This window comes from Luteimonas colneyensis, assembly GCF_014836665.1.
GTDB classification, from domain to species: Bacteria; Pseudomonadota; Gammaproteobacteria; order Xanthomonadales; family Xanthomonadaceae; genus Luteimonas; species Luteimonas colneyensis.
The window spans coordinates 25251-50215 of record NZ_JACSQJ010000008.1; the positions used below are offsets into that span (position 1 = coordinate 25251).

Genomic DNA, 24965 nt, shown 5'->3' on the forward strand with positions numbered 1-24965 from the left:
GCAAGACAGGCCGTGGGCATTGGCCCCGGGGCGCAGGTGACTGTTATACTTCCGGGGCTTTACGGGGCCGATTCAAACCGGACCGGCTCCTGCACCAGGATCACAGGACACCAATGCTCAATCCCCTTGCCGCAGGGTCGCGGCTGGTGCGGCGCACGATCGCCTTCCAGGCGGTCGCGGTCGCCGCGCTTTCGCTTGCGCTGCTGGCGAAGGGGCCTGCGTGGTCGCTGGCCGCCCTCGCGGGCGGCGGGGCCATCGCCGCGGGCGGCGCGCTGTACGGCGTGCTCGCGCTGGGCGGCGGCATCGCCCCGGCCATCGGCGCGCTTGCGCGCCTGGTGCTGGGGCTGCTGGCGAAGTGGCTGGTGGTGATCGCGACGCTGTTCATCGCGATCGCAGTGGCAAGGCTGCCGGCCCTGGCGGTGATGGGGGGCGCGGTCGTCGCCCTGGTGGCACAGGTGCTGGCCATGGCCAGCGGACATCGAAACGGGAATCCATGACATGGCGGCTGCGGCGGATCTCACCCCCACCAGCTACATCCAGCACCACCTGCAGAACCTGACCGCGTCGGTCGGCGAAGGGTCGTTCATGACCCTGCACGTCGATACGCTCGTCAGTTCGCTGGCGATGGGGCTGCTGATCACCTTCCTGTTCTGGGCCGGCACCCGCCGCGCCACCGCCGGTGTGCCCGGCAAGTGGCAGGCCTTCGTCGAGATCCTGCTCGAGTTCGTCGACCGCCAGGCCCGCGATACCTACCACGGTTCCAGCAAGCTGGTGACGCCGATCGCGATCACCCTGTTCTTCTGGATCCTGATGATGAACATGCTGAAGTTCATCCCGGCCGACTTCTTCGCCATCCCGCTGTCGTGGATCGGCATCGAGTATTGGAAGCCGGTGCCGACGGCGGACGTCAACGCCACCCTCGGCATGTCCTTCAGCGTGTTCTTCCTGATGCTGTTCTTCGCGCTGCGCTCGAAGGGCATCGGCGGGTTCTCGAAGGAGTTCCTGACCGCGCCGTTCGGCAAGTGGATGATGCCGTTCAACCTCATCCTCAACATCGTCGAGTGGCTGTCGAAGCCGATCTCGCTGGCGATGCGACTGTTCGGCAACATGTTCGGCGGCGAGATCGTCTTCCTGCTGATCTGGGTGCTTGGCGGCGCCAGCATCCTCGGCCTCATCGGCGGCGCCCTGTTCGGCTTCGGCTGGATGATCTTCCACATCCTGGTGATCCCGCTGCAGGCGTTCATCTTCATGATGCTGTCGATCGTCTACCTGAGCCTCTCGGAAGACAGCCACTAAGGTTCCAGCTTCAACAGTTCCACCCTCCACCCTTTCGTCCAACCCTCAAAGCAACACGCCCGGAGATCACCATGGAAACCATCCTCGCCACGCTTGCCCAGGTCCAGGCCTCGACCGCCCTCGGTATCGGCATCATGATCGGCCTCGCCGCGCTCGGCGCCGGCCTCGGCCTCGCCATCATGTCGGGCAAGTTCCTCGAGTCGGCCGCGCGCCAGCCCGAGCTGATCCCGGTGCTGCAGGTCCGCATGTTCATCACCGCCGGCCTGATCGACGCCGCGTTCATCATCTCGGTCGCCGTCGGCCTGCTGTTCGCCTTCGCCAGCCCGTTCATCGGTCCGTGGACCGAGGCGCTGGCACGCGTCGCCGGCTGATCAACCCTTCGCGTCCGGCAGGGGCGGCCCGCGTCGCCCCGGCCATACCGCAGGGCCGGCATGTGCACCCGCGCATGCCCCGACCACCACGACAGGCAACGCCATGAACATCAATCTCACCCTGATCGCCCAAGCGCTTTCGTTCGCTGCGCTGATCTGGCTGATCGCCACCTTCGTCTGGCCGCCGCTGCTCAAGGCCATCGAGGAGCGCCAGCAGAAGATCGCCGAGGGTCTCGCCGCCGCCGACAACAGCCAGCGCGCCCTTGCGCAGGCCCAGGACAAGGCGAACGAGGAGCTCAAGGCCGCGCGCACCAAGGCCAACGAGATCATCGACCAGGCGCACCAGCGCGCGAACCAGATCGTCGAGGCCGCGCGCGTCGAAGCGCAGACCGAGTCGATCCGGCAGAAGGCCATGTTCGACGCGGAAATCGAGGCTTCGGCCAACCGTGCCCGCGAGGACCTGCGCCGCCAGGTGTCGGCGCTTGCCGTCACCGGTGCGGAAAAGCTGCTGAAGCGTGAGATCGACGCCAGCGCCCACAAGGCGCTGCTCGACGAACTCGCCGCGGAGATCTGAGCCCGATGAGCCAGGAGATCACCCTCGCCCGTCCCTATGCCCGCGCGGCCTTCGCGATCGCGCGCGACCGCGGCGACCTCGCGGGCTGGTCGAAGGCGCTGGCGTTCTCCGCCCGCGTCGCCGCCGACCCGCGCGTCGCCCCGCTGCTGGGCCATCCCTCGCTGGCCGACGCCGACGCCGTCGAGCTGCTGGCCGTCGAGGGCGCGGACGCCGGGCAGCGCGACTTCCTCGCGCTGCTGGCGGCCAACGGCCGGCTGGCGCAGCTGCCCGAGATCGCCGGCCTCTACGAGGACCTGCGTGCGGAAGCCGAGAACATCGTGCGCGCCACGGTCACGTCGGCGGCCGAGCTGTCGGAGTCCGAGATGGCCGGCATCCGCGCCGCGCTCGAGCGCCGCTTCGGCAGCGCGGTCGAGGTCGAGGCCGCGGTCGATCCGGCCCTCATCGGCGGCGCCGTGATCAGCGCCGGCGACGTCGTCATCGACGGCTCGCTGCGCGGCAAGCTCGCGCGCCTGCAGTCGGCGCTGGGCGCGTAGGAGCAGCTACAGCTGCGATAGCTACAGCTTCGATCAAGTATCCAGGCCATCGCGGCCCCGGCCCCGCCGGACCCGACGGTCACCCCAAGATCCACTTACCGCGCACCACCACCGCTGGCGCGCACCGAGGAACCGGAAATGGCAAGCACCCAGCTCAACCCCTCTGAAATCAGCGAACTGATCAAGAGCCGCATCGAGAAGGTCAAGCTGGCCGCCGAGGCGCGCAACGAGGGCACGGTCACCTCCGTGTCCGACGGCATCGTGCGCATCTACGGCCTGGCCGACGTGATGCAGGGCGAAATGATCGAGCTGCCGAACGACACGTTCGCCCTCGCCCTGAACCTCGAGCGCGACTCGGTCGGCGCCGTGGTCCTGGGTGACTACGAGCACCTGCGCGAGGGCGACGTGGCCAAGACCACCGGCCGCATCCTCGAAGTGCCGGTCGGCCCGGAGCTGCTGGGCCGCGTGGTCAACGCGCTGGGCGAGCCGATCGACGGCAAGGGCCCGATCGCGGCCTCGCTGTCGGCGCCGGTCGAGCGCGTGGCGCCGGGCGTCATCTGGCGCAAGTCCGTCGACCAGCCGGTGCAGACCGGCTACAAGTCGGTCGACTCGATGATCCCGATCGGCCGTGGCCAGCGCGAGCTGATCATCGGCGACCGCCAGACCGGCAAGACCGCGATGGCCATCGACGCGGTGATCAACCAGAAGGGCACCGGCATCAAGTGCGTGTACGTCGCCATCGGCCAGAAGGCCTCGACGGTCGCGAACATCGTGCGCAAGCTGGAAGAGAACGGCGCGCTGGCGCACACGATCGTGGTGGCCGCCACGGCGTCCGAGTCGGCCGCGATGCAGTACATCAGCGCCTACTCCGGCTGCACCATGGGCGAGTACTTCATGGACCGCGGCCAGGACGCCCTGATCGTGTACGACGACCTGTCCAAGCAGGCCGTGGCCTACCGCCAGATCTCGCTGCTGCTGCGCCGCCCGCCGGGCCGCGAAGCCTACCCGGGCGACGTGTTCTACCTGCACAGCCGCCTGCTCGAGCGCGCCGCGCGCGTGTCCGAGGAGTACGTGGAGCAGTTCACGAAGGGCGAAGTGAAGGGCCAGACCGGTAGCTTGACCGCGCTGCCGATCATCGAGACCCAGGCCGGCGACGTGTCCGCGTTCGTGCCGACCAACGTGATCTCGATCACCGACGGCCAGATCTTCCTCGAGACCGACCTGTTCAACGCCGGCATCCGCCCGGCCGTGAACGCCGGCATCTCGGTGTCGCGCGTGGGTGGTTCGGCGCAGACCAAGATCATCAAGAAGCTGTCGGGCGGCATCCGCATCTCGCTGGCGCAGTACCGCGAGCTGGCGGCGTTCGCGCAGTTCGCCTCGGACCTCGACGACGCCACCCGCAAGCAGCTCGAACGCGGCCAGCGCGTGACCGAGCTGATGAAGCAGCGCCAGTACCAGCCGATGTCGATCGCCCATCAGGCGGTGTCGATCTACGCCGTCAACGAGGGCTACCTGGACGACGTGCCGGTGAACAAGATCGGTGCCTTCGAGGACGGCCTGCACGCGCACTTCGACAACACGGCCGGCGAGCTGGTCTCGAAGATCAACGCCTCGGGCGCCTGGAACGACGAGATCGAAGCCGCGTTCAAGAAGGGCATCGAAGACTTCAAGGCGACGGGTTCCTGGTGATCGCGGGCTGAGCCCACGACACCGAACCCAGACCCCACAGCGACCAGAGCGAGCGACCCATGGCCGGCGGCAGAGAAATCAAAACCAAGATCAAGAGCGTGCAGAACACCCGCAAGGTGACGCGCGCGCTCGAGATGGTCTCGGCTTCGAAGATCCGCAAGGCACAGGAGCGGATGAAGGCCTCGCGCCCCTACGCCCGCGCGATGAAGCAGATGATCGGCCACCTCGCCCAGGCCAACACCGACTTCCAGCACCCGTTCCTGGTGGAGCGGGCGGACGTCAAGCGCGTCGGCTACGTGATCGTGTCGTCCGACCGCGGCCTGGCCGGCGGCCTCAACAACAACCTGTTCCGCAAGCTGCTGGGCGAGATGCGCCAGTGGCAGGAGCAGGGCGTCGAGGTCGACGTGGTCACCATCGGCCAGAAGGCGACGGTGTTCTTCCGCCGCCTCAAGGTCGGCATGCTGGCCAGCGTCACCCACCTGGGCGACAACCCCGAGGTCGAGCAGCTGATCGGCATCGTCAAGGTGATGCTGGACGGCTACACCGACGGCCGCCTGGACCGCGTGTTCATGGTCTACAACGACTTCGTCAACACCATGGTCCAGCGCGCCGCGTTCGACCAGCTGCTGCCGCTGCCGCCGTCGGACGAGAAGCTGGTGACCCATGACTGGGACTACCTGTACGAGCCCGACGCGCAGACCGTGCTCGAGCACGTGCTGACCCGCTACATCGAGTCGCTGGTGTACCAGGCGGTGATGGAGAACATCGCCTCCGAACACGCCGCGCGCATGGTGGCGATGAAGGCGGCCAGCGACAACGCGACCAAGCTGATCGACACGCTGAACCTGGTCTACAACAAGGCCCGCCAGGCGGCGATCACGCAGGAAATCTCCGAGATCGTGGGCGGCGCCGCCGCGGTCTGATGCAAACGTGTGTGGGAGCGGCCGACAGCGGCCGATCCCGAAATCGCGGCCAAGGCCGCTCCCACAAAGTCAGCGAGTTTCAGAGGAACAGGCAATGAGCAACCAGGGCAAGATCGTTCAGATCATCGGCGCCGTCGTCGACGTGGAGTTCCCGCGCAGCGAAGTGCCGAAGGTGTACGACGCACTGAAGGTCGAAGGCACCGAGATCACCCTCGAGGTGCAGCAGCAGCTCGGCGACGGCATCGTGCGCGCGATCGCGCTCGGTTCGACCGACGGCCTGAAGCGCAACCTCGTGGCCACCAACACCGGCACCGCGATCTCGGTCCCGGTCGGCGCCGGCACGCTGGGCCGCATCATGGACGTGCTCGGCCGCCCGATCGACGAGGCCGGCCCGGTCGACGCTTCGGCGCACTGGGAAATCCACCGCTCGGCGCCGTCGTACGAGGACCAGTCCTCGTCGACCGAGCTGCTCGAGACCGGCATCAAGGTCATCGACCTGATGTGCCCCTTCGCCAAGGGCGGCAAGGTCGGCCTGTTCGGCGGCGCCGGCGTCGGCAAGACCGTCAACATGATGGAACTCATCAACAACATCGCCAAGGCGCACTCGGGCCTGTCGGTGTTCGCCGGCGTGGGCGAGCGCACCCGCGAGGGCAACGACTTCTACCACGAGATGAAGGACTCCAACGTCCTCGACAAGGTGGCGATGGTCTACGGCCAGATGAACGAGCCGCCGGGCAACCGCCTGCGCGTCGCCCTGACCGGCCTGACCATGGCCGAGTACTTCCGCGACGAGAAGGACGAGAGCGGCAAGGGCAAGGACGTGCTGCTGTTCGTCGACAACATCTACCGCTACACCCTCGCCGGTACCGAAGTGTCGGCGCTGCTGGGCCGCATGCCGTCGGCGGTGGGCTACCAGCCCACGCTCGCCGAGGAAATGGGCGTCCTGCAGGAGCGCATCACCTCGACCAAGTCCGGTTCGATCACCTCGATCCAGGCCGTGTACGTCCCCGCGGACGACCTGACCGACCCGTCGCCGGCGACCACCTTCGCCCACCTCGACGCCACCGTCGTGCTCTCGCGCCAGATCGCCTCGCTCGGCATCTACCCGGCGGTCGACCCGCTCGACTCCACCTCGCGCCAGCTCGACCCGAACGTGATCGGCACCGAGCACTACGAGGTCGCGCGCAAGGTCCAGTCGACGCTGCAGAAGTACAAGGAGCTCAAGGACATCATCGCGATCCTGGGCATGGACGAGCTGTCGGAAGAGGACAAGCAGGCCGTGTCGCGCGCGCGCAAGATCGAGCGCTTCTTCTCGCAGCCCTTCCACGTGGCCGAGGTGTTCACCGGTTCGCCGGGCAAGTACGTGCCGCTGAAGGAAACCATCCGCGGCTTCAAGGGCATCGTCGAAGGCGAGTACGACCACCTGCCGGAGCAGGCGTTCTACATGGTCGGCGGCATCGACGAGGCGGTCGAGAAGGCCGCGAAGATGGCCGAGAAGGCCTGAGGCAGGTAGCGACCCATGACCACCATCCGTTGCGACATCGTCAGCGCCGAGGCCGAGATCTTCCGCGGCGAGGCCACCCTGGTGGTCGTCACCGGTGAAGTGGGCGAGCTCGGCATCGCGCCGCGCCACGCGCCGCTGATCACCCGGCTCAAGCCCGGCAAGGTCGTGGTGACCCAGGCCAACGGCGAGAAGCTCGACTTCGCCATCAGCGGCGGCATCCTCGAGGTGCAGCCGCAGGTGGTGACGATCCTCGCCGACACCGCGATCCGCGCCGACGAGATCGACGAGGAGAAGGTGCGCAAGGCGAAGGAAGAGGCCGAGCGCGTACTGGCCGGCCGCGGCGAGGCGATGGACGTCGCCGAGGCGCAGAAGAAGATGGCCGAGGTCGCCGCGCAGCTGCAGGCGCTGGAGCGCCTGCGCAAGAACCTGAAGCACTGACGGGCGCCGCCCGCGGTCTCCGGAAAGCCCCGCCATCGCGCGGGGCTTTTTCGTGTTCCGCCAGCCTCAGCGCCGGTAGATCCAGTGCCGGGAGGCGATGAAGCCGAGCACGCCCAGGCCGACCTCCACCAGCGGCTTGGCCAGCCAGGCCCACTTGCGGCCAAGCACGTCGTCGATCGCCTCGATCGCGACCGTGCTGAGCAGGGTCATGGCCAGCCACATCAGCACGAAGCGTGCGAGCTGGCGGCGACCCGGCGCGCGGCCGTCGTCGGCGGCGAAGGTGATCCTCCCGTTGAGCCAGAAGCCCAGCAGCGCGCCGCAGATGCGGCCGGCCACGTTGGCCAGGCCGATGCGCAGCCCGAGGTGGCTGAGCAGCACCATCACGCCCCAGTCCAGCAGCCACTGGATGCCGCCGATCGCGAGGTAGCTCGATCCCTGGCGGCCCAGGCTCAGCGCATGTCGCCGCTGGCGATGGTCGGGTGCTTGCGGCGGCGGGATCGGCATCGCGGCGCATGCTAGCAGAGCGCCGCAATCGCTAGAATGGCCGCCTCCAGGGAACAGGACCGATCCATGACCGCCGCCAACACCGCCAGCTCCGCCCCGGACCTGCACGTCGTGGTCCTCGCCGCCGGCGAGGGCAAGCGCATGAAGTCCGCGATGCCCAAGGTGCTGCAGAAGATCGCCGGCAAGCCGATGCTGTCGCACGTGCTGGCGGCCGCGCGCGAGCTGTCGCCCGCGGCGATCCACGTGGTCCATGGTCACGGTGGCGACCAGGTGCGCGAGGCCTACCGCCACCGCTCCGACATCAACTGGGTCGAGCAGACGCGGCAGCTGGGCACCGGCCACGCCGTGCGCGAAGCCATGCCGGACGTGCCCGACGGCGCCCAGGTGCTGGTGCTGTACGGCGACGTGCCGCTGATCACCGCCGCGACCCTGCGCCGCCTGCTGGCCGCCGAAGGCCGGCTGGCGGTGCTGGTGGCGCGTCTCGAGGATCCGCGCGGCTACGGCCGCATCGTGCGCGACCCCGAGGGCAACGTCGGCGCGATCGTCGAGGAGAAGGATGCCGATGCCGAGCAGCGCCGCATCGACATCGTCAACACCGGCGTGGTGGCGGCCGAGTCCACGGCGCTGAAGACGTGGCTGCAGCGCCTGTCCAGCGAGAACGCGCAGGGCGAGTACTACCTGACCGACATCTTCGCGATGGCCGCCGAGGAATACAGCGCCGCGGAGATGGTGCTGGTCGACGACCCGGTGGAGACCGAGGGCGCGAACGATCCCTGGCAGCTGTCCCAGCTCGAGCGCGCGATGCAGCGGCGGCGCGTGCGCGCGCTCTGCGCCGAGGGCGCGCGCTTCGCCGATCCCGCGCGGGTCGACATCCGCGGCGAGGTGGTCGTCGGCCGCGACGTCGAGATCGACGTCGACGTGGTGCTGGAAGGCCGCGTGGTGCTGGGCGACGGCGTGCGCATCGGGCCGTTCTGCCGCATCCGCGACGCCGAGCTCGGCGCCGGCACGGTGGTGCGCGCGCACTGCGACATCGAGGGCGCGAGGGTCGAGGGCGCCGCGCAGCTGGGACCCTTCGCACGCCTGCGCCCGGGCACCGTGCTTGCCGACGGCGTGCACATCGGCAACTTCGTCGAAACCAAGAACTCGGTCCTGGGCGTGGGTAGCAAGGCCAACCACCTGAGCTACCTGGGCGACGCCGAGATCGGCGCCGGCGTGAACATCGGTGCGGGCACCATCACCTGCAATTACGACGGCGCCAACAAGTCGACCACGACGATCGAGGATGGCGCCTTCATCGGCTCGAACTCCTCGCTGGTGGCGCCGGTGACCATCGGCCGCGACGCCACCATCGGCGCCGGCTCCGTGATCACCAGCAATGCCCCCGACGGCAAGCTGACGATCGCGCGCGGACGCCAGCTCAGCATCGAAGGCTGGCAGCGCCCCGTGAAGAAGCCAAAGCCCGACTGAGCACCCTCCTGACCGACCACCCCTCCTGCGATCACCCCTCCTGTAGGAGCAGCTATAGCTGCGACCTGTCGGTGCCGTAGTTTCCAGTGATGCGGTCGCAGCTATAGCTGCTCCTACAGGGCAATGCCCACGGGGTTCGGAACGCCCACGGGGCTCGGAACGCCCGCGGAGCTCAGGCGGGCAGCACCAGGGTCACGCCCAGGCCGCCGCCTTCGCGGTTGGCCAGGGCGATGCGGCCGCCGTGGGCTTCGGCGATCTCGCGGCTGAGCGCCAGCCCCAGCCCGGTGCCGTGGCGCTTGGTCGAGTAGAAGGGCAGCAGCGCGTTGGCCAGCACGGGCTCGTTCATGCCGGTGCCGCGATCGAGCACGTCGATGCGCCAGCTGTCCGGCAGCCGCCGCAGCGCGAGGCGCACGTCGCCGGGCGCCGAGCCCGATTCGTGGGCGTTCTTCAGCAGGTTCAGCAGCGCCTGCTCCAGCTGCGCGGCGTCCGCCCGCACCTGGCCTTCCACGTGTCCCTCGATGCCGAAGTCGACCTGGCTGCGCAGCCGCTCGAGGAAGACGCGCCAGTCCACCGGCTCCAGCCGCGGCGCCGGCAGCTTGGCGAAGCGCGCGTAGTCGCGGATGAAGCCCTCGAGGTGGCGCGCGCGCTCCTCGATCGTGGCGAGGGCGGCCGGCAGGCGTTCGTGCTGGCCGCGGCGCAGCAGCTCGGCGCCGGAATGGGCCAGCGACGCGATCGGCGCCAGCGAGTTGTTGAGCTCGTGGCTGATCACCCGGATCACCTTCTTCCACACCTGCACTTCCTGGCGGCGCAGTTCGGCGGTGAGCTGACGCAGCAGCAGCAGCTCGTGGCGGCGGCCGTTGAGGCGGAACAGGCGGCGGGAGAGGTGGTAGATGTCCTCGTCGTCGTCGTCGCCGACGGTGAACATGCCGTCGCCGCCGCGCGCGAAGGCGTCGCGCATGGCTTCGGGCACGCGCTCGAGCAGCTCGGCGAAGGGCACGCCCTCGAGCCGGTGGCCGTCGCCGAGCAGCTTGCGCGCGGCAAGGTTGCCCAGCACCACGTGGCCGCCCGGATCGACCAGCAGCATCGCCACCGGCGTGTTCTGCACCATGGTGTCGAGAAGCAGTTCGCGCTGCACCAGGCGCAGGCGCTGCTCGCGCAGGGTATCGCCGAGCGCGCGGTGGCTGGCGACCAGATGCCCCAGCTCGCCGCCGCCTTCCCAGGACAGACCGAAGCTGTAGTCGCCGTCGCGGTAGCTGGCCACGCTGCCGGCCAGCGCCCGGAACAGCGAGTGCGCCGGCGCCAGCAGGCGCCTGACGTGGTACAGCAGCAGCGGCAGGGGCAGGGCGACCGCCACCGGCAGCGCGAGCCAGCGCGATCCCAGCCACGGCTCCAGCAGCAGCACCAGCGCGCCGGCGATCGCCATGTAGGCCAGGGCGACGGCCGTGAACGAGACGCTCAGCGGCAGGCGCGGGAGACGTGCCATCAGTCGCGCCGGATCCCGAGCCGGTCCAGTCGCCGGTAGAGCGCCTGCCGCGACAGCCCGAGCTCCTGCGCCGCCTGCGCCAACACGCCGCCGTGGCGCGCCAGCGCGGCCTCGATCGCGGCGCGGTCCGGCTCGTCCACCGTGGACGGCGGCGCGGCCATCGGCACCGGCGCACGCGGCAGGCCCAGCGCGTCGGCGCGGATGTCCCCGTCCGCCGACAGCAGCGCCGCGCGCTGCACCACGTTGCGCAGCTCGCGCACGTTGCCCGGCCAGGCGTGGCGCAGCAGGGCGCGCTCGGCGTCGGCGGCCAGGCGCCGGCCTTCGGGCAGGAAGTGGCGCGCCAGCGGCAGGATGTCGTCGGGGCGCTCGGCCAGCGGCGCCAGCTTCAGCTCGACCGCGTTGAGCCGGTAGTACAGGTCCTCGCGGAAGCGGCCGTCGCGGATCATCGCCGGCAGGTCGGCATTGGTCGCGCTCACCACGCGCACGCGCACCTGGCGCTCGCGGTTGCCGCCCAGGCGCGCGAAGCGGCCGGTCTCCAGCACGCGCAGCAGCTTCACCTGGCCGGCCGCCGGCAGGTTGCCGATCTCGTCGAGGAACAGGGTGCCGCCGTCGGCGGCCTCGAACTTGCCCTCGCGCGCCTTGCCCGCGCCGGTGTAGGCGCCTGCCTCGGCGCCGAACAGCTCGGCCTCGATCAGCTCGCCCGGCAGCGCGCCGCAGTTGAGCGCGACGAAGGGTCCGTCCTTGACCATCGAATTGGCGTGGACGATCTCGGCGATCTTTTCCTTGCCCGATCCGTTCGGGCCGGTGACCAGCACCGGCAGTTCGGAGCGCGCGACCTGGCAGGCCAGCGACAGCAGGCGCTCGCTGGCCGGATCGGCGTAGACCACGCCGCGCAGGTCGTGGCCGCGCGACAGCGCGTCGCGACGGCGGCGCTCGGCGCCGCGGTGGCGGGCCAGCTCGCGCCGCGCTTCCGACAGCTCCAGCAGGTTGTTCACCGTCGCCAGCAGCCGGCGGTCGTCCCAGGGCTTGCCGAGGTAGTCGGCGGCGCCGGCCTTGACCAGGTCGACCGCCGACTCCAAGTGCGTCCAGGCGGTGAGCAGCACCACCGGCAGGTCGGGCTCCTGGCCGCGGATGGCATGGAACAGCGCGACGCCTTCGTCGCCCGAGGTGGTGTCGGCGTGGAAGTTCATGTCCTGCACCACCAGGTCGATGTCGCCGCGCCGCAGCCGCGCCAGCCCCTCGTCCGGCGACTGCGCGGCCACGGTGTCGATGTCGTGCAGCGAGAACAGCAGGTCCAGCGCGGTGGCGACGGCGGGGTTGTCGTCGATGATCAGGACGGTCGGCATGGCTCCGGGATCATACGCTGCGCGTGGCCACGGCCGGGGGCACCGCGGCGGCGCGCCGCGCGGGTCCCAGCACCGCGACCTGGCCCAGCAGCCACAGCGCGACCGCGCCGACCGGCAGGTACACCAGCGGCAGCCGCGGCAGCTCGTAGCGGCCCATCAGCAGCTGGTTGATGCCGAACGCCAGTAGCATGCCGATCACGATCCCGATGGTGGCCAGGATGAAGTTCTCGGTCTGGAAGTAGCGCAGGATCTGGCCGCGGGTGGCGCCCAGCGCGCGCCGGATGCCGATCTGCTTGCTGCGCTGCTGCACCCAGAAGCTGGCCAGGCCGACGATGCCCAGCGCAGTGATCAGCAGCAGCGCGATGCAGACGATGCCGAGCAGCCAGACCATCGAGCGCTGCTGCTGGTAGTACTCGTCGCGCAGCTCGCGGAAGGTCTTGGTGTTCTCTTCGATGATGATCCGCTTGGGCCCGTTGGCGCGCAGCGCTTCGCTGGCGCTGGCCAGGACCTCCTGCCGGCGCTCGGGCGTGGTGCGGAGGATGTACTGGCCGCCGAGGTCGTAGTTGGCGCGCACCGGCATGACCAGGGTGTACTCGCGGCTTTCGGGGCCGCCCATGGCACCGGGGCGGACCAGGTGCGCGACGACGCCGATGATGCTGACCGGCGTGTCGCCCCAGACGTAGATCGCCTTGCCCAGCGGGTCCTGCCCCGGGAACAGCCGTTCGGCGAGCTTCCGCGTCACCACGACGCCGGGGATCGTGACCTCCTTCTCCGGGTCGCTGAAATCGTCGTTCGGGACAAGCTCGTCGCTGGTGAAGTAGCGGCCCGCCACCAGTTCGATGCCGAACGCATCGAGGAACTGCTCGTCGCCCATGTAGGTGGTCGCCACCACTGTCGGCTGCTGCTGGTCGGGAACCAGGTTGACGCCCGAGTTCCACGACGAGTTCACGAACGGCACCTGATTGGTGGTCGTGGCCGCCTTCACCCCGGGCAGGCCGCGCAGCACCTGCAGGTCCGAGCGGGTCTGCGCGGCGGCATCGGCGTCGTTGCCGACGGGGATGATCTGGATGCGCACCAGTTCGTCGACGGCGACGCCGCTGGGCTCGCGCATCTGGGTCAGGCGTTCGCCCACCATGAACAGCGCGTTGCAGATGATGGCGCAGGTCAGCGCGATCTCCAGCACGATCAGCGCGGCCGCGGTCTTGTGCCGCAGCAGGGTGGACAGGATCGGTCGGATGTCCATCAGTCGTTCCTCGGGGTCACTGCGACTTGAGCTGGATGGCGGGCGTGACGTCCATCGCGCGCCATGCGGGGAGGAGGCCGGCGGCCATGCTGGCCACCACGGCCAGTGCGAAGGTCACCAGCAGCATCGGCAGGTCCAGGTGCGCGAGTTCGGCGTAGCTGGACGGCTGCTGCCGCACCGCCCACAGGCCGAGCAGGGCCAGGCCCAGGCCGAGGATGCCGCCGGCCAGGCCGATCGCGCCGGCTTCCACCAGGCACTGCTTGAAGATCTCGGTGCGCGAGGCGCCGAGCGCGCGGCGCACGCCGATCTCGCCGCTGCGGCGCAGGAACTTGGCCAGCAGCAGGCCGACGGTGTTGAGCAGGCAGACCAGCAGGAAGCCGAAGCCCAGCCACAGCTGCATCATCACGTCGCGCGGGACCACCTTGTTGAAGTCCAGCCATTCCATGACGTTGCGCAGGCGCACGTTGGGCTCGCGCTCGAAGCGGCCGGCGGCCTTCTGCTGCGCGGAGTAGTTGACCAGGTAGGCCTCGTAGTCGGACGCCTTCGACGCGTCCTCGAGCTCGGCCCAGTACTGGATCCAGACGCAGGGCGCGTTGAGCGCGGTCTCGTCGGCGCCGGAGTCGCCCCAGCAGTCCATGCTGCCGCTGCGGCCGAAGTCGAGCGCGCGCGAGGTGGAGAACGGCAGGAACACGTCCTCGAGCTCGCCGTAGCGGTCGCTGTTCATGTCGTAGAAGCGCGGGGTGGGGCGCCATTCGTCGAGCACGCCGGCGACGCGGAACTCGTTGCCGCCGATGAGCAGCGGCCGGCCGACGCTGTTGGCGCCGCCGAAGACCTTGTCGTTGAGCGACTTCGAGATCACCGCCACGCGCGCGCTGGACGCATCGTCGCCCTCCGTCCAGCCGGTGCCGTGCAGGAACGGCGCGGCGAACATCGCGAAGAAGTCGGCGGTGGCGTAGCGCGCGTCGGAATAGAACGGCGGCAGGTCGGCCTTCTCCGGCGTGATCGAGACCGCGCCGCCGGTCATCATCGCCTGGCGCAGGGCGCGCTTCTCGCGCAGCAGGGTCTCGGCGTCGAAGCGCGTGACCTGGGCGGCGGGCTCCTCGCCGGGGACGAAGCCGCGCATCGTCGCCGGGTCGAGCTGCACGTAGAACAGCCGGTCGCTCTTCTCCGGGATCGGGTCGCCGGACAGCACCCGGAACACGGTGAGCGTGGTCATGCAGGCGCCGATGCCCAGCGCGATCGCCAGCACCATCAGCGCGGTCAGCACCTTGTTGCGGCGGAAACTGCGCAGGGCGAGCCTGGAGTAGTAGGCGAGCATGGCGGGATTCCTCAGGCTTCGGAGGCGGCGCGGGCGTCGGCCTCGACCCGCCCGGCGCGCGAGGCGCGGGTCAGGCTGGGTTCGACCGACAGGTCGGTGGCCATGCCGTCGACGATGTGCACGTTGCGGTGCGCGCGCGCGGCCAGCTCCGGGTCATGGGTGACCATCACGATGGTCGTGCCCTGCTGGTTGATGTCCTCGAGCAGCTCGAGGACGCTGCGCGCCATCTGCGTGTCGAGGTTGCCGGTGGGTTCGTCGGCGAGCAGCAGACGCGGGCTGCCGGCGATGGCGCGCGCGATCGCGGCGCGCTGCTGCTGGCCGCCGGAAAGTTCCGCCGGGAAGTGCTTCATGCGCGAGCCCAGGCCGACCATGCCCAGCGCGTCCTCGATGCGCAGCTTGCGCTCGTTCGCCGGCATCCCGCGGTAGCGCAGCGGGACGTCGACGTTGTCGAACAGGTTGAGGTCCGGGATCAGGTTGAAGCCCTGGAAGATGAAGCCGATCTTCTGGTTGCGCAGGCGGCTGCGCTGGTTGTCCGACAGCCCGCGCACGTCCTCGCCGTCGAGGTGGAATTCGCCGCCGGTGAAGGTCTCGAGCAGCCCGGCGATGTTGAGGAAGGTCGTCTTGCCCGAGCCCGAAGGCCCGGTGACCGCGACGAACTCGCCCTCATTGACCCGCAGGTCGAGCGAGCGCAGCGCGTGCGTCTCGACGAGTTCGGTGCGGTAGACCTTGGTGACCTGGCGCATGTCCAGCATGGCGTTGCTTCCCTGTGCGGTGTTGGCGGTGGTGTCCATCAGTCGACCTGGAACCGGGTGGGCAGGGACGAGGACGGGAGGTAGGGGCGGAGGGCGTGCGCGCGGCGGGGCTCGCCGTCGGCGGGGAAGGCGGTGGGGCGGGCGAGTTCGCGGGCGTCGAAGTGGTACAGCTCGCTCAGGCGGCGCGGCACCGCATCGGCCAGCTGGAACGAATCCCAGTGCACGGTGTGGGGGAAACCGGTGGTCGCTTGCATGGTCATTCTCCGGAAATGCGGACGCGGTCCGCCTGCTGGAACTGGTCGCTGCCCGACACGACGATGCGTTCGCCGGCCTGCAGCCCCGACACGATCTCGACCGCCGACAGGCTCGAGGCACCGGCCTGGATGGGCCGCCGCTGCGCACTGCCGCCGTCGACGACGTAGGCGAAATTGCCGCCTTCCTGCTCGAGGAAGGGCCCGCGCTCGACCATGAGCACGTCCTCGCGGGTGTCCAGTACGATGCGCGCCGACAGCCTCTGGTTCTGGCGCAGGCCGGGCGGCTGCTGGCCGTCGGCGAAGCGCAGGCGGGCGTTGACCTCGCCGTTGACGACTTCCGGCGACACCGCCGAGATTTCCGCCGGCCATTGCTTGCCGACGCTGGTGACCTGGGCCGGCATGCCGATGCCGAGGTCGCGGGCGAAGCTCTCGGGCACCTTGATCTCGACCTCGAACTGCGACAGGTCGACCACGCCCAGGATCGGCGCGTTGGCGGCGACGTTGGTGCCCTGGGCGATCTGCACCTGGCCGACCTGGCCGTCGAAGGGCGCGCGCAGGGTCAGCGCGTCGACCTGGCGGCGCAGCTCTTCGACCACCGCTTCCTGGCGTTCGGCCAGCAGGCGCTTGTTGCTGGCGTCGATGCCGGCGCCCTGGCCCTGCAGCGCGAAGTCCTGGCGCGCCGAGGCGACGCCGATCTCGGCCTTCTTCAGGCCGTCGAGCGCGCGGTCGTAGTCGTTGCGCGAGACCGCGCCGCCTTCGAAGGCGCGCTTGTAGCGTTCGACGTCGCGCTCGGCGGCGACTTCGTCGATCAGCGCCTGGTCGAGGAGCTTCTGCGCATCCGACCGGGTGAGGCGGGCGTCGAGCTGGGCGCGGTTGGCCTCGCCCTGCAGGCTCGCGAGGGTCGACTCTTCCTGGACCAGCTTGCTGCGCAGCTCGGGGCTGTCGATCACCGCCAGCTCCTGGCCCTTCTCCACCGCGTCGCCGGCCACCACCTTCAGCGCCACGGTGCCGCCGGCGATGGCGTACAGGGTCGGGCTGTTGGCGGCGATCACGCGGCCATCGGCGGAGAGGTCGCGGACGAGGTCGCCGCGCACGACTTCGGCGATGCGGATGCGCGAGGCGTCGTGGGAGCGGCCGCCGCTGCTCCAGCCCGCCGCCACCCAGGCCGCGAGCCCGAGCACCACGGCGCCGGCGATCCCGGCGACGATCCGCGGATCACGCAGGCGACGGCGCGCGGGCGCGGTCGTGGCCGGCGCGCGGTCCTGGCCGGAGGTGTCGCGGATGCGGGCGCGGCTTGTTTCCATGGTGTGTCCGGTGGCGTCGATTCGGGGGTCAATCCCTTCAACGCAAGCGGCGTGCCAACTTCAAGTGCTTGATATGTGGACGTTTTTGCCAAGTGTCCGGGTGTCCGCGCGGACACCTCGCGCGTCCGCGCGGACGGCGCGGACGGGTTTCGCCGTTACACTGTGCAGTCCCCAGGCAAGGCGTCCTATAGACATGTGCGGCATCGTCGGTGCGATCGCGGATCGCGATGTGGTTCCGGTCCTGATCGAAGGACTCAAGCGTCTCGAATACCGTGGCTACGACTCCGCCGGCATCGCCGTCGTGGACGGCGCCGACATCCGCCGGGTGCGCCGCACCGGCCGCGTGGCCGCGATGGAAGACGCGTCCGCGGCCGAGGGATTCGCGGCGACCCTGGGCATCGGCCACACGCGCTGGGCCACCCACGGCGGCGTCACCGAGTCGAACGCGCACCCGCACGTCAGCCACGGCGTCGCGCTGGTGCACAACGGCATCATCGAGAACCACGAGCAGCAGCGCGAACGGCTCAAGGCGCTGGGATACGAGTTCGAGTCGCAGACCGACACCGAGGTCATCGCGCACCTCATCCACCACTACCTCCAGGACGGCGCGGACCTGCTCGCCGCGCTGCAGCGCGCGGTCAAGGAGCTGCATGGCGCCTACGCGCTGGCCGTGGTCAGCCGCAAGGAGCCGGAGCGCATGGTGGTCGCCCGCATGGGCTGCCCGCTGCTGGTCGGCCTGGGCGAGGGCGAGAACTTCGTCGCCTCCGACGTGTCGGCGATCCTGCAGGCCACGCGCCGCGTGATCTTCCTCGAGGAGGGCGACACCGCCGAGATCAGCCGCGACGCGGTGCGCGTGTTCGACGGCGACGACCAGCCGGTACAGCGCGAGGAACACCTGTCCGACGTTTCGCTGTCCTCGCTGGAGCTCGGCCCCTACCGGCACTTCATGCAGAAGGAGATCCACGAGCAGCCGCGCGCGCTGGGCGACACGATGGAAGCGATCATCGACGCCGGCGGCTTCGAGCCGACCCTGTTCGGCAAGGACGCGGATGCCGTGCTGCGCGAGGTCGAGGGCGTCCAGATCCTGGCCTGCGGCACCAGCTTCTACGCGGGCTCGGTGGCGCGCTACTGGATCGAGGCGATCAGCGGCCTGCCCTGCAGCGTCGAGATCGCCAGCGAGTACCGCTACCGCACCGCGGTCGCGAACCCGAAGCACCTGGTGGTGACCATCTCCCAGTCGGGCGAAACGCTCGACACCATGGAGGCGCTGAAGTACGCGAAGTCGCTGGGCCAGGACCTGACGCTGTCGATCTGCAACGTGCCCGAGAGCGCGATCCCGCGCGCCAGCAGGCTCGTGTTCTACACCCGCGCCGGCGCCGAGATCGGCGTGGCCTCGACCAAGGCCTTCACCACCCAGCTGGTGGGCCTGTTCGCGCTGGCCGCCACGCTGGCCAAGGTCAATGGCCGCCTGCCGGAGGCGAAGGAAGCCGAGTACATCGAGGCCCTGCGCCACCTGCCCGGCGACGTCCAGCACGCGCTGAACCTGGAACCGCAGGTCGCGATGTGGTCGGAGCACTTCACGCCCAGGGAGCACGCGCTGTTCCTGGGCCGCGGCGTGCACTACCCGATCGCGCTGGAAGGCGCGCTCAAGCTCAAGGAGATCTCGTACATCCACGCCGAGGCCTACCCGGCGGGCGAGCTGAAGCACGGCCCCCTGGCGCTGGTGGACGACGACATGCCGGTGGTGGTGATCGCGCCCAACGACAGCCTGCTGGAGAAGGTGAAGTCGAACATGCAGGAAGTGCGCGCGCGCGGCGGCCAGCTGTTCGTGTTCACCGATGCGGACAGCAACTTCGCCGACAGCGAGGGCGTGCACGTGATCCGTACCGAACGCCACGTCGGCGTGCTGAGCCCGATCGTGCACACCATCCCGGTGCAGATGCTGGCCTACCACGTCGCGCTGGCGCGCGGCACCGACGTCGACAAGCCGCGGAACCTGGCGAAGAGCGTGACGGTGGAGTAACGCGGCCGGCCACATCGCCATGGCGTCGACGCGAAGGCCCGGGCAACCGGGCCTTCGCCGTGTTCCCCCGGCCCCGGCCGGCGACGCGCTAAAATGGTCGTTTTTGGCCATCCGCATGCTCCAGCACCGCTCCCGGGCGCCCGCCCGGGGCGCCACGCTTCCCAGGCTGCTGGCCCGGCTGGAGGCGCTCGAACCCGTCCAGCCGACGCAGGCGCCGGCCGACCTGCTGGGCGACTGGCTGGACTGGCAGCGCGCGGTGGCGCTGTCGCGTGCGCTGGATGACGTGCCGCAGGCGCCCGAGCCGGAGGCCGCGGAGCACGCCGGCATGACGCCCGACGGCACCGCGTCCGCCTGCGGTCCCGACGCTCCAGCGGCGCTGGCGTCCGGGGTCCTCGAGCGGCGCGCCGCCCTGGTGGACGCCATCGAGGACGACGCGCGCGACTGGACCCGGCCGCTGCGCCCGCGGCCGGGCGAGGACGGCATGGGAGCCGCCGCCGGCGCGGGCGCGGTGCAGCGGCATTGCCAGGGCCTGCAGCGCGACCTGCAGTCGGCCGTCGGGCGCCTGCGCGGCGAGCTGCGCGAGCAGCTGGCCCGACGCGGCGACGGACCGGCGCGACTGGCCGCCGTCGACGCGGTGATGGAGGGCCTGCTGGCGCCGCGCGAGCACGCGCTGCTGGTGCCCGTGGTCCCCGCGCTGGTCGCCCGCTTCGAGCGGCTGCATGCCCTCAACGCCGGCGCGGATGCCGGCGCCGACGCCGGTGCCGGTGCGGCGGCCCCGGTCGCCCCGGCCGGCTGGCGCGACCGCTTCCGCGCCGAAGCCCGCCAGGTGCTGCTGGCCGAACTCGATCTCCGCTTCCAACCCATCGAAGCCCTGCTTGCCGCGCTTCGCAGTCCAGGTCCCGACGCATGAACAGAACCCTCCCCAACGCCCTCGTGTTCGCGCTCGGCCTGCTGGCCGTGTGCTGGATCGGCGCGGGCTACGTCGGCAGCCACGCGCTGGCGCTGGCGGTCACCGTCCTGATCGGCGTGCTGTACGTACTGGGCGGATTGGAGCTGCACCGCTACCGCCGGGCCACCGCGGGCCTGGTCTCGGCGCTCGATGCGCCGCCCGGACCGGAGGGGCTGGCCGCCTGGCTGGGCGGCCTCGACCCCGGCCTGCGCGGCGCGGTGCGCCAGCGCATCGACAGCGGGCAGGGACCGTTGCCGGCGCCGGCGCTGACGCCCTACCTGGTCGGCCTGCTGGTGCTGCTGGGCATGCTCGGCACACTGCTCGGCATGCTGGTGACGCTGCGCGGGACCGGCATGGCGCTGCAGTCGGCGAACGACCTGCAGGCCGTGCGCGACTCGCTGGCGGCGCCGGTGGAGGGCCTGGGCGTGGCCTTCGGCACCTCGATCGCGGGCGTCGCCGCGTCGGCGATGCTGGGGCTGCTGGCCGCGCTGTGCCGCCGCGAGCGTGCCGGGGCCGTGCGCCTGCTCGACGCCGCCGCGACCGGCGTCGAGGGCCTGCACGTGCACACCCGCGCCTACCAGCGCGACCAGGCCCTGCGCCTGGCGCAGGCGCAGGCGGAGGCGATGCCGGCGCTGGTGGATCGCCTGGACGCGCTGGCGCTGGCGCTGGAGCGGCAGGCGCAGGCCGCGCACGCGCACCAGGCGGCGCAGCAGGAGACCTTCCACGCCGGCACGACTGCGGCCTGGCAGCAGCTGGCCGGCACGCTCGGCGCGGCCCTCGAGCGCAGCGCCGCCGACAGCGCGCGCGCCACGGCCGAGGCCGTGCAGCCCGCCGTGGCCGCGGCGATGGAGGCGCTCGCGCGCGAGGGCGAGCGCACGCACGCCGCCGTGGCGGAGTCGGTCGAGCGCCAGCTGGCCGCGCTGGACGCCGGCTTCCGGGCCAGTGCCGACGCGTCCACGACGCTGTGGCGGCAGGCCCTGGAGCAGCAGGCGGGCTCGCAGCAGGCGCTGGCGCAGTCGCTGCGCAGCGGCCTCGATGCCGCGGGCGAGCGCTTCGCCGAGCGCACCGGCGACCTGGTCGAGGCGGTGTCGTCGCGGCTCGAGGCCACGACGCTGCAGGTCGGCAGCGCCTGGGACGAGGCGCTCGCGCGCCAGCAGGCGCAGCACGAGGCCCTGGCCGAGCGCCACCGGCAGGCGTTCGACGCCGCTGGCGAGGCCTTCGACGGCCGCTCCGCCGCGCTGCTCGCCGGGCTGGAAGACACGCATGCGCGCCTGCAGTCGACGCTGGCCGGGCAGGACGCCGCGCGCCTGGCCGCGTGGCAGGGCGGGCTCGAGGCGATCGCCGCCGCGACCATCGCGGAGATCTCGACCCTGGTTGAGGCGGCGTCGGAAGCGCCGCGCGCCGCCGCCGAGGTGGTGGCCGAACTCCGCCAGAAGCTGTCCGACAGCATGGCGCGCGACACCGCGATGCTGGACGAGCGCACGCGGCTCATGGACACGCTGTCGACGCTGCTGGACGCGGTGAACCACGCCTCCAGCGAGCAGCGCGGCGCGATCGACGCCCTCGTCTCCACGACCTCGACGCTGCTGGAGCAGGCCGGCGCGCGCTTCGGCGAACGGGTGGACGCCGGCACCGGCGCGATCGAGGCCGCGGTCGCGCGCGTGGACGCCGGCGCCACCGGCGTGGCCGCGCTGGGCGAGGCGCTGGCCGGCGCCGTGCAGCAGTTCGGCGAACGCAACGCCGAGCTGGCTGAGCGCCTGGAAGGCATCGGCGCCGCGCTCGAAGCCGCCGGCACCCGCGGCGACGAGCAGCTGGCCTACTACGTGGCGCAGGCGCGCGAACTGGTCGACCTGAGCGTGCTGGCGCAGAAGCAGATCATCGGCGAGCTGCGCCAGCTGCCCGCTGCCGCCGGGACCGGGGCATGAGCCTGGAGGTCGAAGGCGATGCCGACGCGTCGGTGCCGGTCTGGGCCGCGTTCGGCGACCTGATGTCGGTGCTGCTGGGCGTGTTCGTGCTGATCCTGGTCGGGGTGATCGGCGTGCAGCTGCACCTGGAGACGAAGCTGGCCGACGAGGTCGCGCAGCGCGAGGCGGAGCAGCAGCGCCGCGAGGCCCTGGAGCAGGCGCTGGCCGCGCCGCTGGCGAGCGGCCGCATCACCCTGGTCGACGGCCGCATCGGCATCAGCGGCAGCGTGCTGTTCGCGCTCGGCTCCGACCGCCTGCAGCCCGAGGGCGAGGAGCTGCTTGAAAGCCTGGCCGCGCCGCTGGCCGGCTACCTCGTCGGGCGCGACGAGATCCTGATGGTCAGCGGCTTCACCGACGACCGGCTGGTGCGCGGGGACAGCGAGCGCTTCGCGGACAACTGGGAGCTGTCGGCGCAGCGCGCGCTGACGGTCACCCGCGCGCTGGTGGCGCAGGGCGTGCCGGCGTCGTCGGTGTTCGCCGCGGCCTTCGGCGCCGAGCAGCCGGTGGCCAGCAATGCCGATGCGGCGGGGCGCGCGCGCAACCGCCGCGTCGAGATGGCGCCGGTGCCGCGGCAGGCGCCGGCGCAGGACGGGCGGGCGGCGCGTGGTCGATAGCACCGCCACCGAAGGCGAGCGCGAGGGCGTGGCGTCGCGCGACGACGCGCCGGGCGTGTCTCCGCCGGCCACGCCGCCGACACCCGGTGCGGGGGCGGTCGCGGGACTCGTCGACGCGCTCGGGGACTGGTCGAAGGAGCGCGAGGCGCTGCTGGCGGGGCTCGATGCCGGCCTGCCGGGTGCGGCGGAATGGCCGGCGCTGCCGGGGCTGGACGACGTCCGCGGGCTCTGGGCGCAGCTGCGCGGCCGCGAACAGGTCCGCCGTGCGCTGGTGCCGCCGCCGGCCGATGCCGGCCCGCTGAACTCGCGTGCGCTGGCGAGCCGGATGCTGCGGCTGATGCAGGAGGAGTCGCCGGGCTACCTGCGGCACTTCACCGCGTACGTCGACATGCTGGCGGGGCTGCAGGTGCTGCAGCCCGGCGAGGCGTCCGCATCCGCGGGCGCGAGGCCCGGCGCCGCGGCCCCGGGCCGGACGCGCGCGAAGGCGCGTCGGAGCCGGGGGGCGTCGCGCCCCCCGGCCGTCGCCGACTAGGTTCCGGTCGCCGGAGCGTCCGGCGTCGCGGCGTCCGCGGGCGCTTCGCCGGTGGCGGACGCATCCGCATCGGCGCCGTCGACGGGCGCGTCCGGCACCACCGCCGGGCCACCCACGCGCGACACGCGCCAGATGATGTTGGCCAGGTCGTCGGCGATGATCACCGCGCCGCGCGGATCCACGGTCACGCCGACCGGGCGGCCGCGCGTGGTGCCGTCGTCGTCGCGGAAGCCGGTGGCGAAGTCGATCGGGTCACCGGCCGGGCGACCGTTGCGGAACGGCACGAACACCACCTTGTAGCCGGACGGATCCGGTCGGTTCCAGCTGCCGTGCATGCCGACGAACGCGCCGTCGGCGAACTCCGGGCCCATCACCGGGCTGGAGAAGTCGACGCCCAGCGAAGCCACGTGCGCGCCCAGGCTGTAGTCCGGGGTGATCGACTCGGCGACCTTCTCAGGGTTCTCCGGCTTCACGCGCGTATCGACGTGGTTGCCCCAGTAGGCCCAGGGCCAGCCGTAGAAGCCGCCGTCGCGCACGGACGTCAGGTAGTCGGGCACCAGGTCCGGGCCGATCTCGTCGCGCTCGTTGACCACCGCCCACAGCTGGCCGCTGCCGGGCTGGATCGCCAGCGCGGTCGGATTGCGCAGGCCGGTCGCGTACGGGCGGTGCATGCCCGTTTCGACGTCGATCTCCCAGATCATCGCGCGGTCCTGCTCGGCGGTCATGCCGCGCTCGGTGATGTTGCTGTTGGAGCCGATGCCGACGTACAGGAAGCGACCGTCGGCGCTGGCCGTCATCGCCTTGGTCCAGTGGTGGTTGATGTCCGAGGGCAGCAGGGTCAGCACTTCGGGCTCGCCTGCGGCGGCCTGGGTCTGGCCGGGCGTGTAGTCGAAGCGCACCACCGCGTCCTGGTTGGCCACGTACAGGTCGTTGCCGACCAGGGCCATGCCGTAGGGCGCGTTGAGGTTCTCGGCGAACACCGTCTGCACTTCGTACTCGCCGTTGCCGTCGGCGTCGCGCAGCAGGGTCAGGCGGTTGCCGCTCTTCACCCCGGTGGTGCCGGCGGCCTTGATCGGGCCGGCGATCACGTCCTTGGGCTTGAGCTTGGGCGCGTTGCCGCCGCGGCCTTCCGCCACCAGGATGTCGCCGTTGGGCAGCACCAGGGTCTGGCGCGGGATGCCCAGGCCGGTGGCGATGGCGCGCACCTCGAAGCCCTCGGGAACCACCGGCAGCTGGTCGCCCCACTCGGACGGGTCGGCGATCACCATCTGCGGCAGGATGCCGCGCTTGGGTTCGGGCAGGTTGACGTCGCTGCCGTACTGCATCGGACCCGGGTCGGGGTTGCAGGCCGCGAGGACCACGGCGGACGTGGCGATGGCAAGCAGGCTCGGGCGCTTCATTCGACACCTCCGATGCGCGGGGCGCGGGCCGCGAAGAACGTCGCCACCAGGCCGAGGGCGACGGTGATCACCGACAGCACGAGGCCGCCGGGCATGCTGGCCCAGGCGTCGCGCGCGTGCATCAGCGCGTTGAAGAAACCGACGATCCAGGTCGCCAGCAGCAGCACGAAGTGCGGGAGCGCGGCGGCGGTGCGGCGCCCGGGCAGCAGGGCGACCAGCGCGCAGACCAGCGCTGCGCCGTTGACCACCAGCGCGCCGGCGATCAGCCACGACGCGAAGTTCTGCCACTGGATCTCGTAGGTGCGGGCGTAGCCGATGTCGCTGAGCAGGCCGCCGAGGAAGAGGGTGAGCGCGCCGCCCAGCAGCAGCACGTGGACGGGGTGGAACGCCGGTGCGTACCGGCGAGGAGCGGTCGAGACCATGTCGGTCCTCCGGAGTGGACGCCTGCGCGGAGGCGTCGGACGAGGGGGCGGGATGCGAACGC

Annotated in this window: 25 protein-coding genes; 15 read left to right on the forward strand and 10 right to left on the reverse strand. The window is 71.0% G+C overall.

Annotated features, from left to right (window positions below):
- Positions 1-113 precede the first annotated feature (113 nt).
- The 9 genes from H9645_RS12510 to H9645_RS12550 all read left to right on the forward strand — a co-directional run bounded on the left by H9645_RS12510 (position 114) and on the right by H9645_RS12550 (position 7328).
- Positions 114-497, forward strand: a complete 384-nt coding sequence (locus H9645_RS12510) for a hypothetical protein (RefSeq protein ID WP_225218241.1) — start codon at positions 114-116, stop codon at positions 495-497.
- Between the two features lies 1 nt (position 498).
- Positions 499-1296, forward strand: a complete 798-nt coding sequence (gene atpB / locus H9645_RS12515) for a F0F1 ATP synthase subunit A (RefSeq protein ID WP_191730020.1) — start codon at positions 499-501, stop codon at positions 1294-1296.
- Between the two features lie 71 nt (positions 1297-1367).
- Positions 1368-1667: a F0F1 ATP synthase subunit C gene (atpE, locus tag H9645_RS12520; RefSeq protein WP_189497603.1), complete on the forward strand. Its 300-nt coding sequence runs from the start codon at positions 1368-1370 to the stop codon at positions 1665-1667.
- Between the two features lie 103 nt (positions 1668-1770).
- Positions 1771-2241, forward strand: a complete 471-nt coding sequence (locus H9645_RS12525) for a F0F1 ATP synthase subunit B (RefSeq protein WP_189497605.1) — start codon at positions 1771-1773, stop codon at positions 2239-2241.
- Between the two features lie 5 nt (positions 2242-2246).
- Complete coding sequence (locus tag H9645_RS12530; RefSeq protein ID WP_189497607.1) at positions 2247-2774, forward strand: F0F1 ATP synthase subunit delta; 528 nt, start codon at positions 2247-2249, stop codon at positions 2772-2774.
- Between the two features lie 138 nt (positions 2775-2912).
- Positions 2913-4463 (forward strand): F0F1 ATP synthase subunit alpha, encoded by a 1551-nt coding sequence (gene atpA, locus H9645_RS12535; protein WP_191730021.1) that lies wholly within the window; start codon positions 2913-2915, stop codon positions 4461-4463.
- Positions 4464-4522: 59 nt separating this feature from the next.
- Complete coding sequence (gene atpG / locus H9645_RS12540) at positions 4523-5386, forward strand: F0F1 ATP synthase subunit gamma (protein WP_191730022.1); 864 nt, start codon at positions 4523-4525, stop codon at positions 5384-5386.
- 94 nt (positions 5387-5480) lie between these two features.
- Positions 5481-6890 (forward strand): F0F1 ATP synthase subunit beta, encoded by a 1410-nt coding sequence (atpD, locus tag H9645_RS12545; RefSeq protein ID WP_191730023.1) that lies wholly within the window; start codon positions 5481-5483, stop codon positions 6888-6890.
- A gap of 15 nt (positions 6891-6905) precedes the next feature.
- Positions 6906-7328, forward strand: a complete 423-nt coding sequence (locus H9645_RS12550; RefSeq protein WP_191730024.1) for a F0F1 ATP synthase subunit epsilon — start codon at positions 6906-6908, stop codon at positions 7326-7328.
- Between the two features lie 66 nt (positions 7329-7394).
- Here the strand turns inward: H9645_RS12550 and H9645_RS12555 are convergent, their stop codons facing one another.
- Positions 7395-7781, reverse strand: a complete 387-nt coding sequence (locus H9645_RS12555) for a GtrA family protein (protein WP_191730100.1) — start codon at positions 7779-7781, stop codon at positions 7395-7397.
- A 117-nt stretch (positions 7782-7898) separates the two neighbouring features.
- Between H9645_RS12555 and glmU the strand changes: the two genes are divergently transcribed.
- Positions 7899-9299: a bifunctional UDP-N-acetylglucosamine diphosphorylase/glucosamine-1-phosphate N-acetyltransferase GlmU gene (gene glmU, locus H9645_RS12560; RefSeq protein WP_191730025.1), complete on the forward strand. Its 1401-nt coding sequence runs from the start codon at positions 7899-7901 to the stop codon at positions 9297-9299.
- 172 nt (positions 9300-9471) lie between these two features.
- Here the strand turns inward: glmU and H9645_RS12565 are convergent, their stop codons facing one another.
- Genes H9645_RS12565 through H9645_RS12595 form a run of 7 tightly spaced genes read right to left on the reverse strand, consistent with a single transcriptional unit; the run spans position 9472 to position 16999 of the window.
- Entirely contained in the window at positions 9472-10782 is a 1311-nt protein-coding gene (locus H9645_RS12565; RefSeq protein ID WP_191730026.1) for a sensor histidine kinase, read from the reverse strand.
- Positions 10782-12128, reverse strand: coding sequence for a sigma-54-dependent transcriptional regulator (locus tag H9645_RS12570; protein ID WP_191730027.1), 1347 nt, complete (start codon positions 12126-12128; stop codon positions 10782-10784). Before H9645_RS12570 ends, H9645_RS12565 begins: the two co-directional genes overlap by 1 nt.
- A gap of 10 nt (positions 12129-12138) precedes the next feature.
- A complete protein-coding gene (locus H9645_RS12575) occupies positions 12139-13371 on the reverse strand; it encodes an ABC transporter permease (protein ID WP_191730028.1) in 1233 nt (410 codons plus the stop codon).
- A gap of 16 nt (positions 13372-13387) precedes the next feature.
- Complete coding sequence (locus H9645_RS12580; protein ID WP_191730029.1) at positions 13388-14689, reverse strand: ABC transporter permease; 1302 nt, start codon at positions 14687-14689, stop codon at positions 13388-13390.
- An 11-nt stretch (positions 14690-14700) separates the two neighbouring features.
- The gene (locus H9645_RS12585; RefSeq protein WP_191730101.1) at positions 14701-15441 is read right to left on the reverse strand and encodes an ABC transporter ATP-binding protein; all 741 of its coding nucleotides are present in this window, start codon (positions 15439-15441) and stop codon (positions 14701-14703) included.
- Positions 15442-15479: 38 nt separating this feature from the next.
- Complete coding sequence (locus H9645_RS12590; protein WP_191730030.1) at positions 15480-15695, reverse strand: hypothetical protein; 216 nt, start codon at positions 15693-15695, stop codon at positions 15480-15482.
- A 2-nt stretch (positions 15696-15697) separates the two neighbouring features.
- Positions 15698-16999: an efflux RND transporter periplasmic adaptor subunit gene (locus H9645_RS12595; RefSeq protein ID WP_191730031.1), complete on the reverse strand. Its 1302-nt coding sequence runs from the start codon at positions 16997-16999 to the stop codon at positions 15698-15700.
- Between the two features lie 193 nt (positions 17000-17192).
- On the opposite strand from H9645_RS12595, the gene glmS reads away from it, so the two are divergent.
- The 5 genes from glmS (at position 17193) to H9645_RS12620 (ending at position 23081) form a co-directional block, all read left to right on the forward strand.
- Positions 17193-19022, forward strand: coding sequence for a glutamine--fructose-6-phosphate transaminase (isomerizing) (gene glmS / locus H9645_RS12600; RefSeq protein WP_191730032.1), 1830 nt, complete (start codon positions 17193-17195; stop codon positions 19020-19022).
- A 115-nt stretch (positions 19023-19137) separates the two neighbouring features.
- Entirely contained in the window at positions 19138-19932 is a 795-nt protein-coding gene (locus H9645_RS12605) for a DUF3348 family protein (protein WP_191730033.1), read from the forward strand.
- On the forward strand, positions 19929-21896 hold the full coding sequence (locus H9645_RS12610) for a DUF802 domain-containing protein (RefSeq protein WP_191730034.1): 1968 nt from the start codon (positions 19929-19931) through the stop codon (positions 21894-21896). The genes H9645_RS12605 and H9645_RS12610 overlap by 4 nt, the downstream gene beginning before the upstream one ends.
- Entirely contained in the window at positions 21893-22549 is a 657-nt protein-coding gene (locus H9645_RS12615) for an OmpA family protein (protein ID WP_191730035.1), read from the forward strand. Before H9645_RS12610 ends, H9645_RS12615 begins: the two co-directional genes overlap by 4 nt.
- Positions 22539-23081 carry a DUF2894 domain-containing protein gene (locus H9645_RS12620; protein WP_318240544.1) on the forward strand — a complete coding sequence of 181 codons (543 nt, stop codon included), beginning with the start codon at positions 22539-22541 and terminating at the stop codon, positions 23079-23081. Before H9645_RS12615 ends, H9645_RS12620 begins: the two co-directional genes overlap by 11 nt.
- On the opposite strand, the gene H9645_RS12625 is transcribed toward H9645_RS12620, so the two are convergent.
- Both H9645_RS12625 and H9645_RS12630 read right to left on the reverse strand, forming a co-directional pair.
- Complete coding sequence (locus tag H9645_RS12625; protein WP_191730037.1) at positions 23078-24481, reverse strand: PQQ-dependent sugar dehydrogenase; 1404 nt, start codon at positions 24479-24481, stop codon at positions 23078-23080. The two genes, H9645_RS12620 and H9645_RS12625, sit on opposite strands and share 4 nt — an antisense overlap.
- Positions 24478-24903, reverse strand: coding sequence for a DUF2231 domain-containing protein (locus tag H9645_RS12630; protein WP_191730038.1), 426 nt, complete (start codon positions 24901-24903; stop codon positions 24478-24480). The genes H9645_RS12625 and H9645_RS12630 overlap by 4 nt, the downstream gene beginning before the upstream one ends.
- Positions 24904-24965 lie beyond the last annotated feature (62 nt).

Bases quoted from the DNA above. Each gene is read 5' to 3' on its own strand.
- glmU (WP_191730025.1), top strand. From the start codon at position 7,899: ATGACCGCCGCCAACACCGCCAGCTCCGCCCCGGACCTGCACGTCGTG.
- H9645_RS12615 (WP_191730035.1), top strand. From the start codon at position 21,893: ATGAGCCTGGAGGTCGAAGGCGATGCCGACGCGTCGGTGCCGGTCTGG.
- H9645_RS12605 (WP_191730033.1), top strand. From the start codon at position 19,138: ATGCTCCAGCACCGCTCCCGGGCGCCCGCCCGGGGCGCCACGCTTCCC.
- H9645_RS12630 (WP_191730038.1), bottom strand. From the start codon at position 24,903: ATGGTCTCGACCGCTCCTCGCCGGTACGCACCGGCGTTCCACCCCGTC.
- atpD (WP_191730023.1), top strand. From the start codon at position 5,481: ATGAGCAACCAGGGCAAGATCGTTCAGATCATCGGCGCCGTCGTCGAC.
- atpE (WP_189497603.1), top strand. From the start codon at position 1,368: ATGGAAACCATCCTCGCCACGCTTGCCCAGGTCCAGGCCTCGACCGCC.
- H9645_RS12575 (WP_191730028.1), bottom strand. From the start codon at position 13,371: ATGGACATCCGACCGATCCTGTCCACCCTGCTGCGGCACAAGACCGCG.
- H9645_RS12550 (WP_191730024.1), top strand. From the start codon at position 6,906: ATGACCACCATCCGTTGCGACATCGTCAGCGCCGAGGCCGAGATCTTC.
- H9645_RS12525 (WP_189497605.1), top strand. From the start codon at position 1,771: ATGAACATCAATCTCACCCTGATCGCCCAAGCGCTTTCGTTCGCTGCG.
- H9645_RS12510 (WP_225218241.1), top strand. From the start codon at position 114: ATGCTCAATCCCCTTGCCGCAGGGTCGCGGCTGGTGCGGCGCACGATC.
- glmS (WP_191730032.1), top strand. From the start codon at position 17,193: ATGTGCGGCATCGTCGGTGCGATCGCGGATCGCGATGTGGTTCCGGTC.
- H9645_RS12530 (WP_189497607.1), top strand. From the start codon at position 2,247: ATGAGCCAGGAGATCACCCTCGCCCGTCCCTATGCCCGCGCGGCCTTC.
- H9645_RS12610 (WP_191730034.1), top strand. From the start codon at position 19,929: ATGAACAGAACCCTCCCCAACGCCCTCGTGTTCGCGCTCGGCCTGCTG.
- H9645_RS12585 (WP_191730101.1), bottom strand. From the start codon at position 15,441: ATGCTGGACATGCGCCAGGTCACCAAGGTCTACCGCACCGAACTCGTC.
- H9645_RS12595 (WP_191730031.1), bottom strand. From the start codon at position 16,999: ATGGAAACAAGCCGCGCCCGCATCCGCGACACCTCCGGCCAGGACCGC.
- atpG (WP_191730022.1), top strand. From the start codon at position 4,523: ATGGCCGGCGGCAGAGAAATCAAAACCAAGATCAAGAGCGTGCAGAAC.
- H9645_RS12565 (WP_191730026.1), bottom strand. From the start codon at position 10,782: ATGGCACGTCTCCCGCGCCTGCCGCTGAGCGTCTCGTTCACGGCCGTC.
- atpA (WP_191730021.1), top strand. From the start codon at position 2,913: ATGGCAAGCACCCAGCTCAACCCCTCTGAAATCAGCGAACTGATCAAG.
- H9645_RS12625 (WP_191730037.1), bottom strand. From the start codon at position 24,481: ATGAAGCGCCCGAGCCTGCTTGCCATCGCCACGTCCGCCGTGGTCCTC.
- H9645_RS12570 (WP_191730027.1), bottom strand. From the start codon at position 12,128: ATGCCGACCGTCCTGATCATCGACGACAACCCCGCCGTCGCCACCGCG.
- atpB (WP_191730020.1), top strand. From the start codon at position 499: ATGGCGGCTGCGGCGGATCTCACCCCCACCAGCTACATCCAGCACCAC.
- H9645_RS12590 (WP_191730030.1), bottom strand. From the start codon at position 15,695: ATGCAAGCGACCACCGGTTTCCCCCACACCGTGCACTGGGATTCGTTC.
- H9645_RS12580 (WP_191730029.1), bottom strand. From the start codon at position 14,689: ATGCTCGCCTACTACTCCAGGCTCGCCCTGCGCAGTTTCCGCCGCAAC.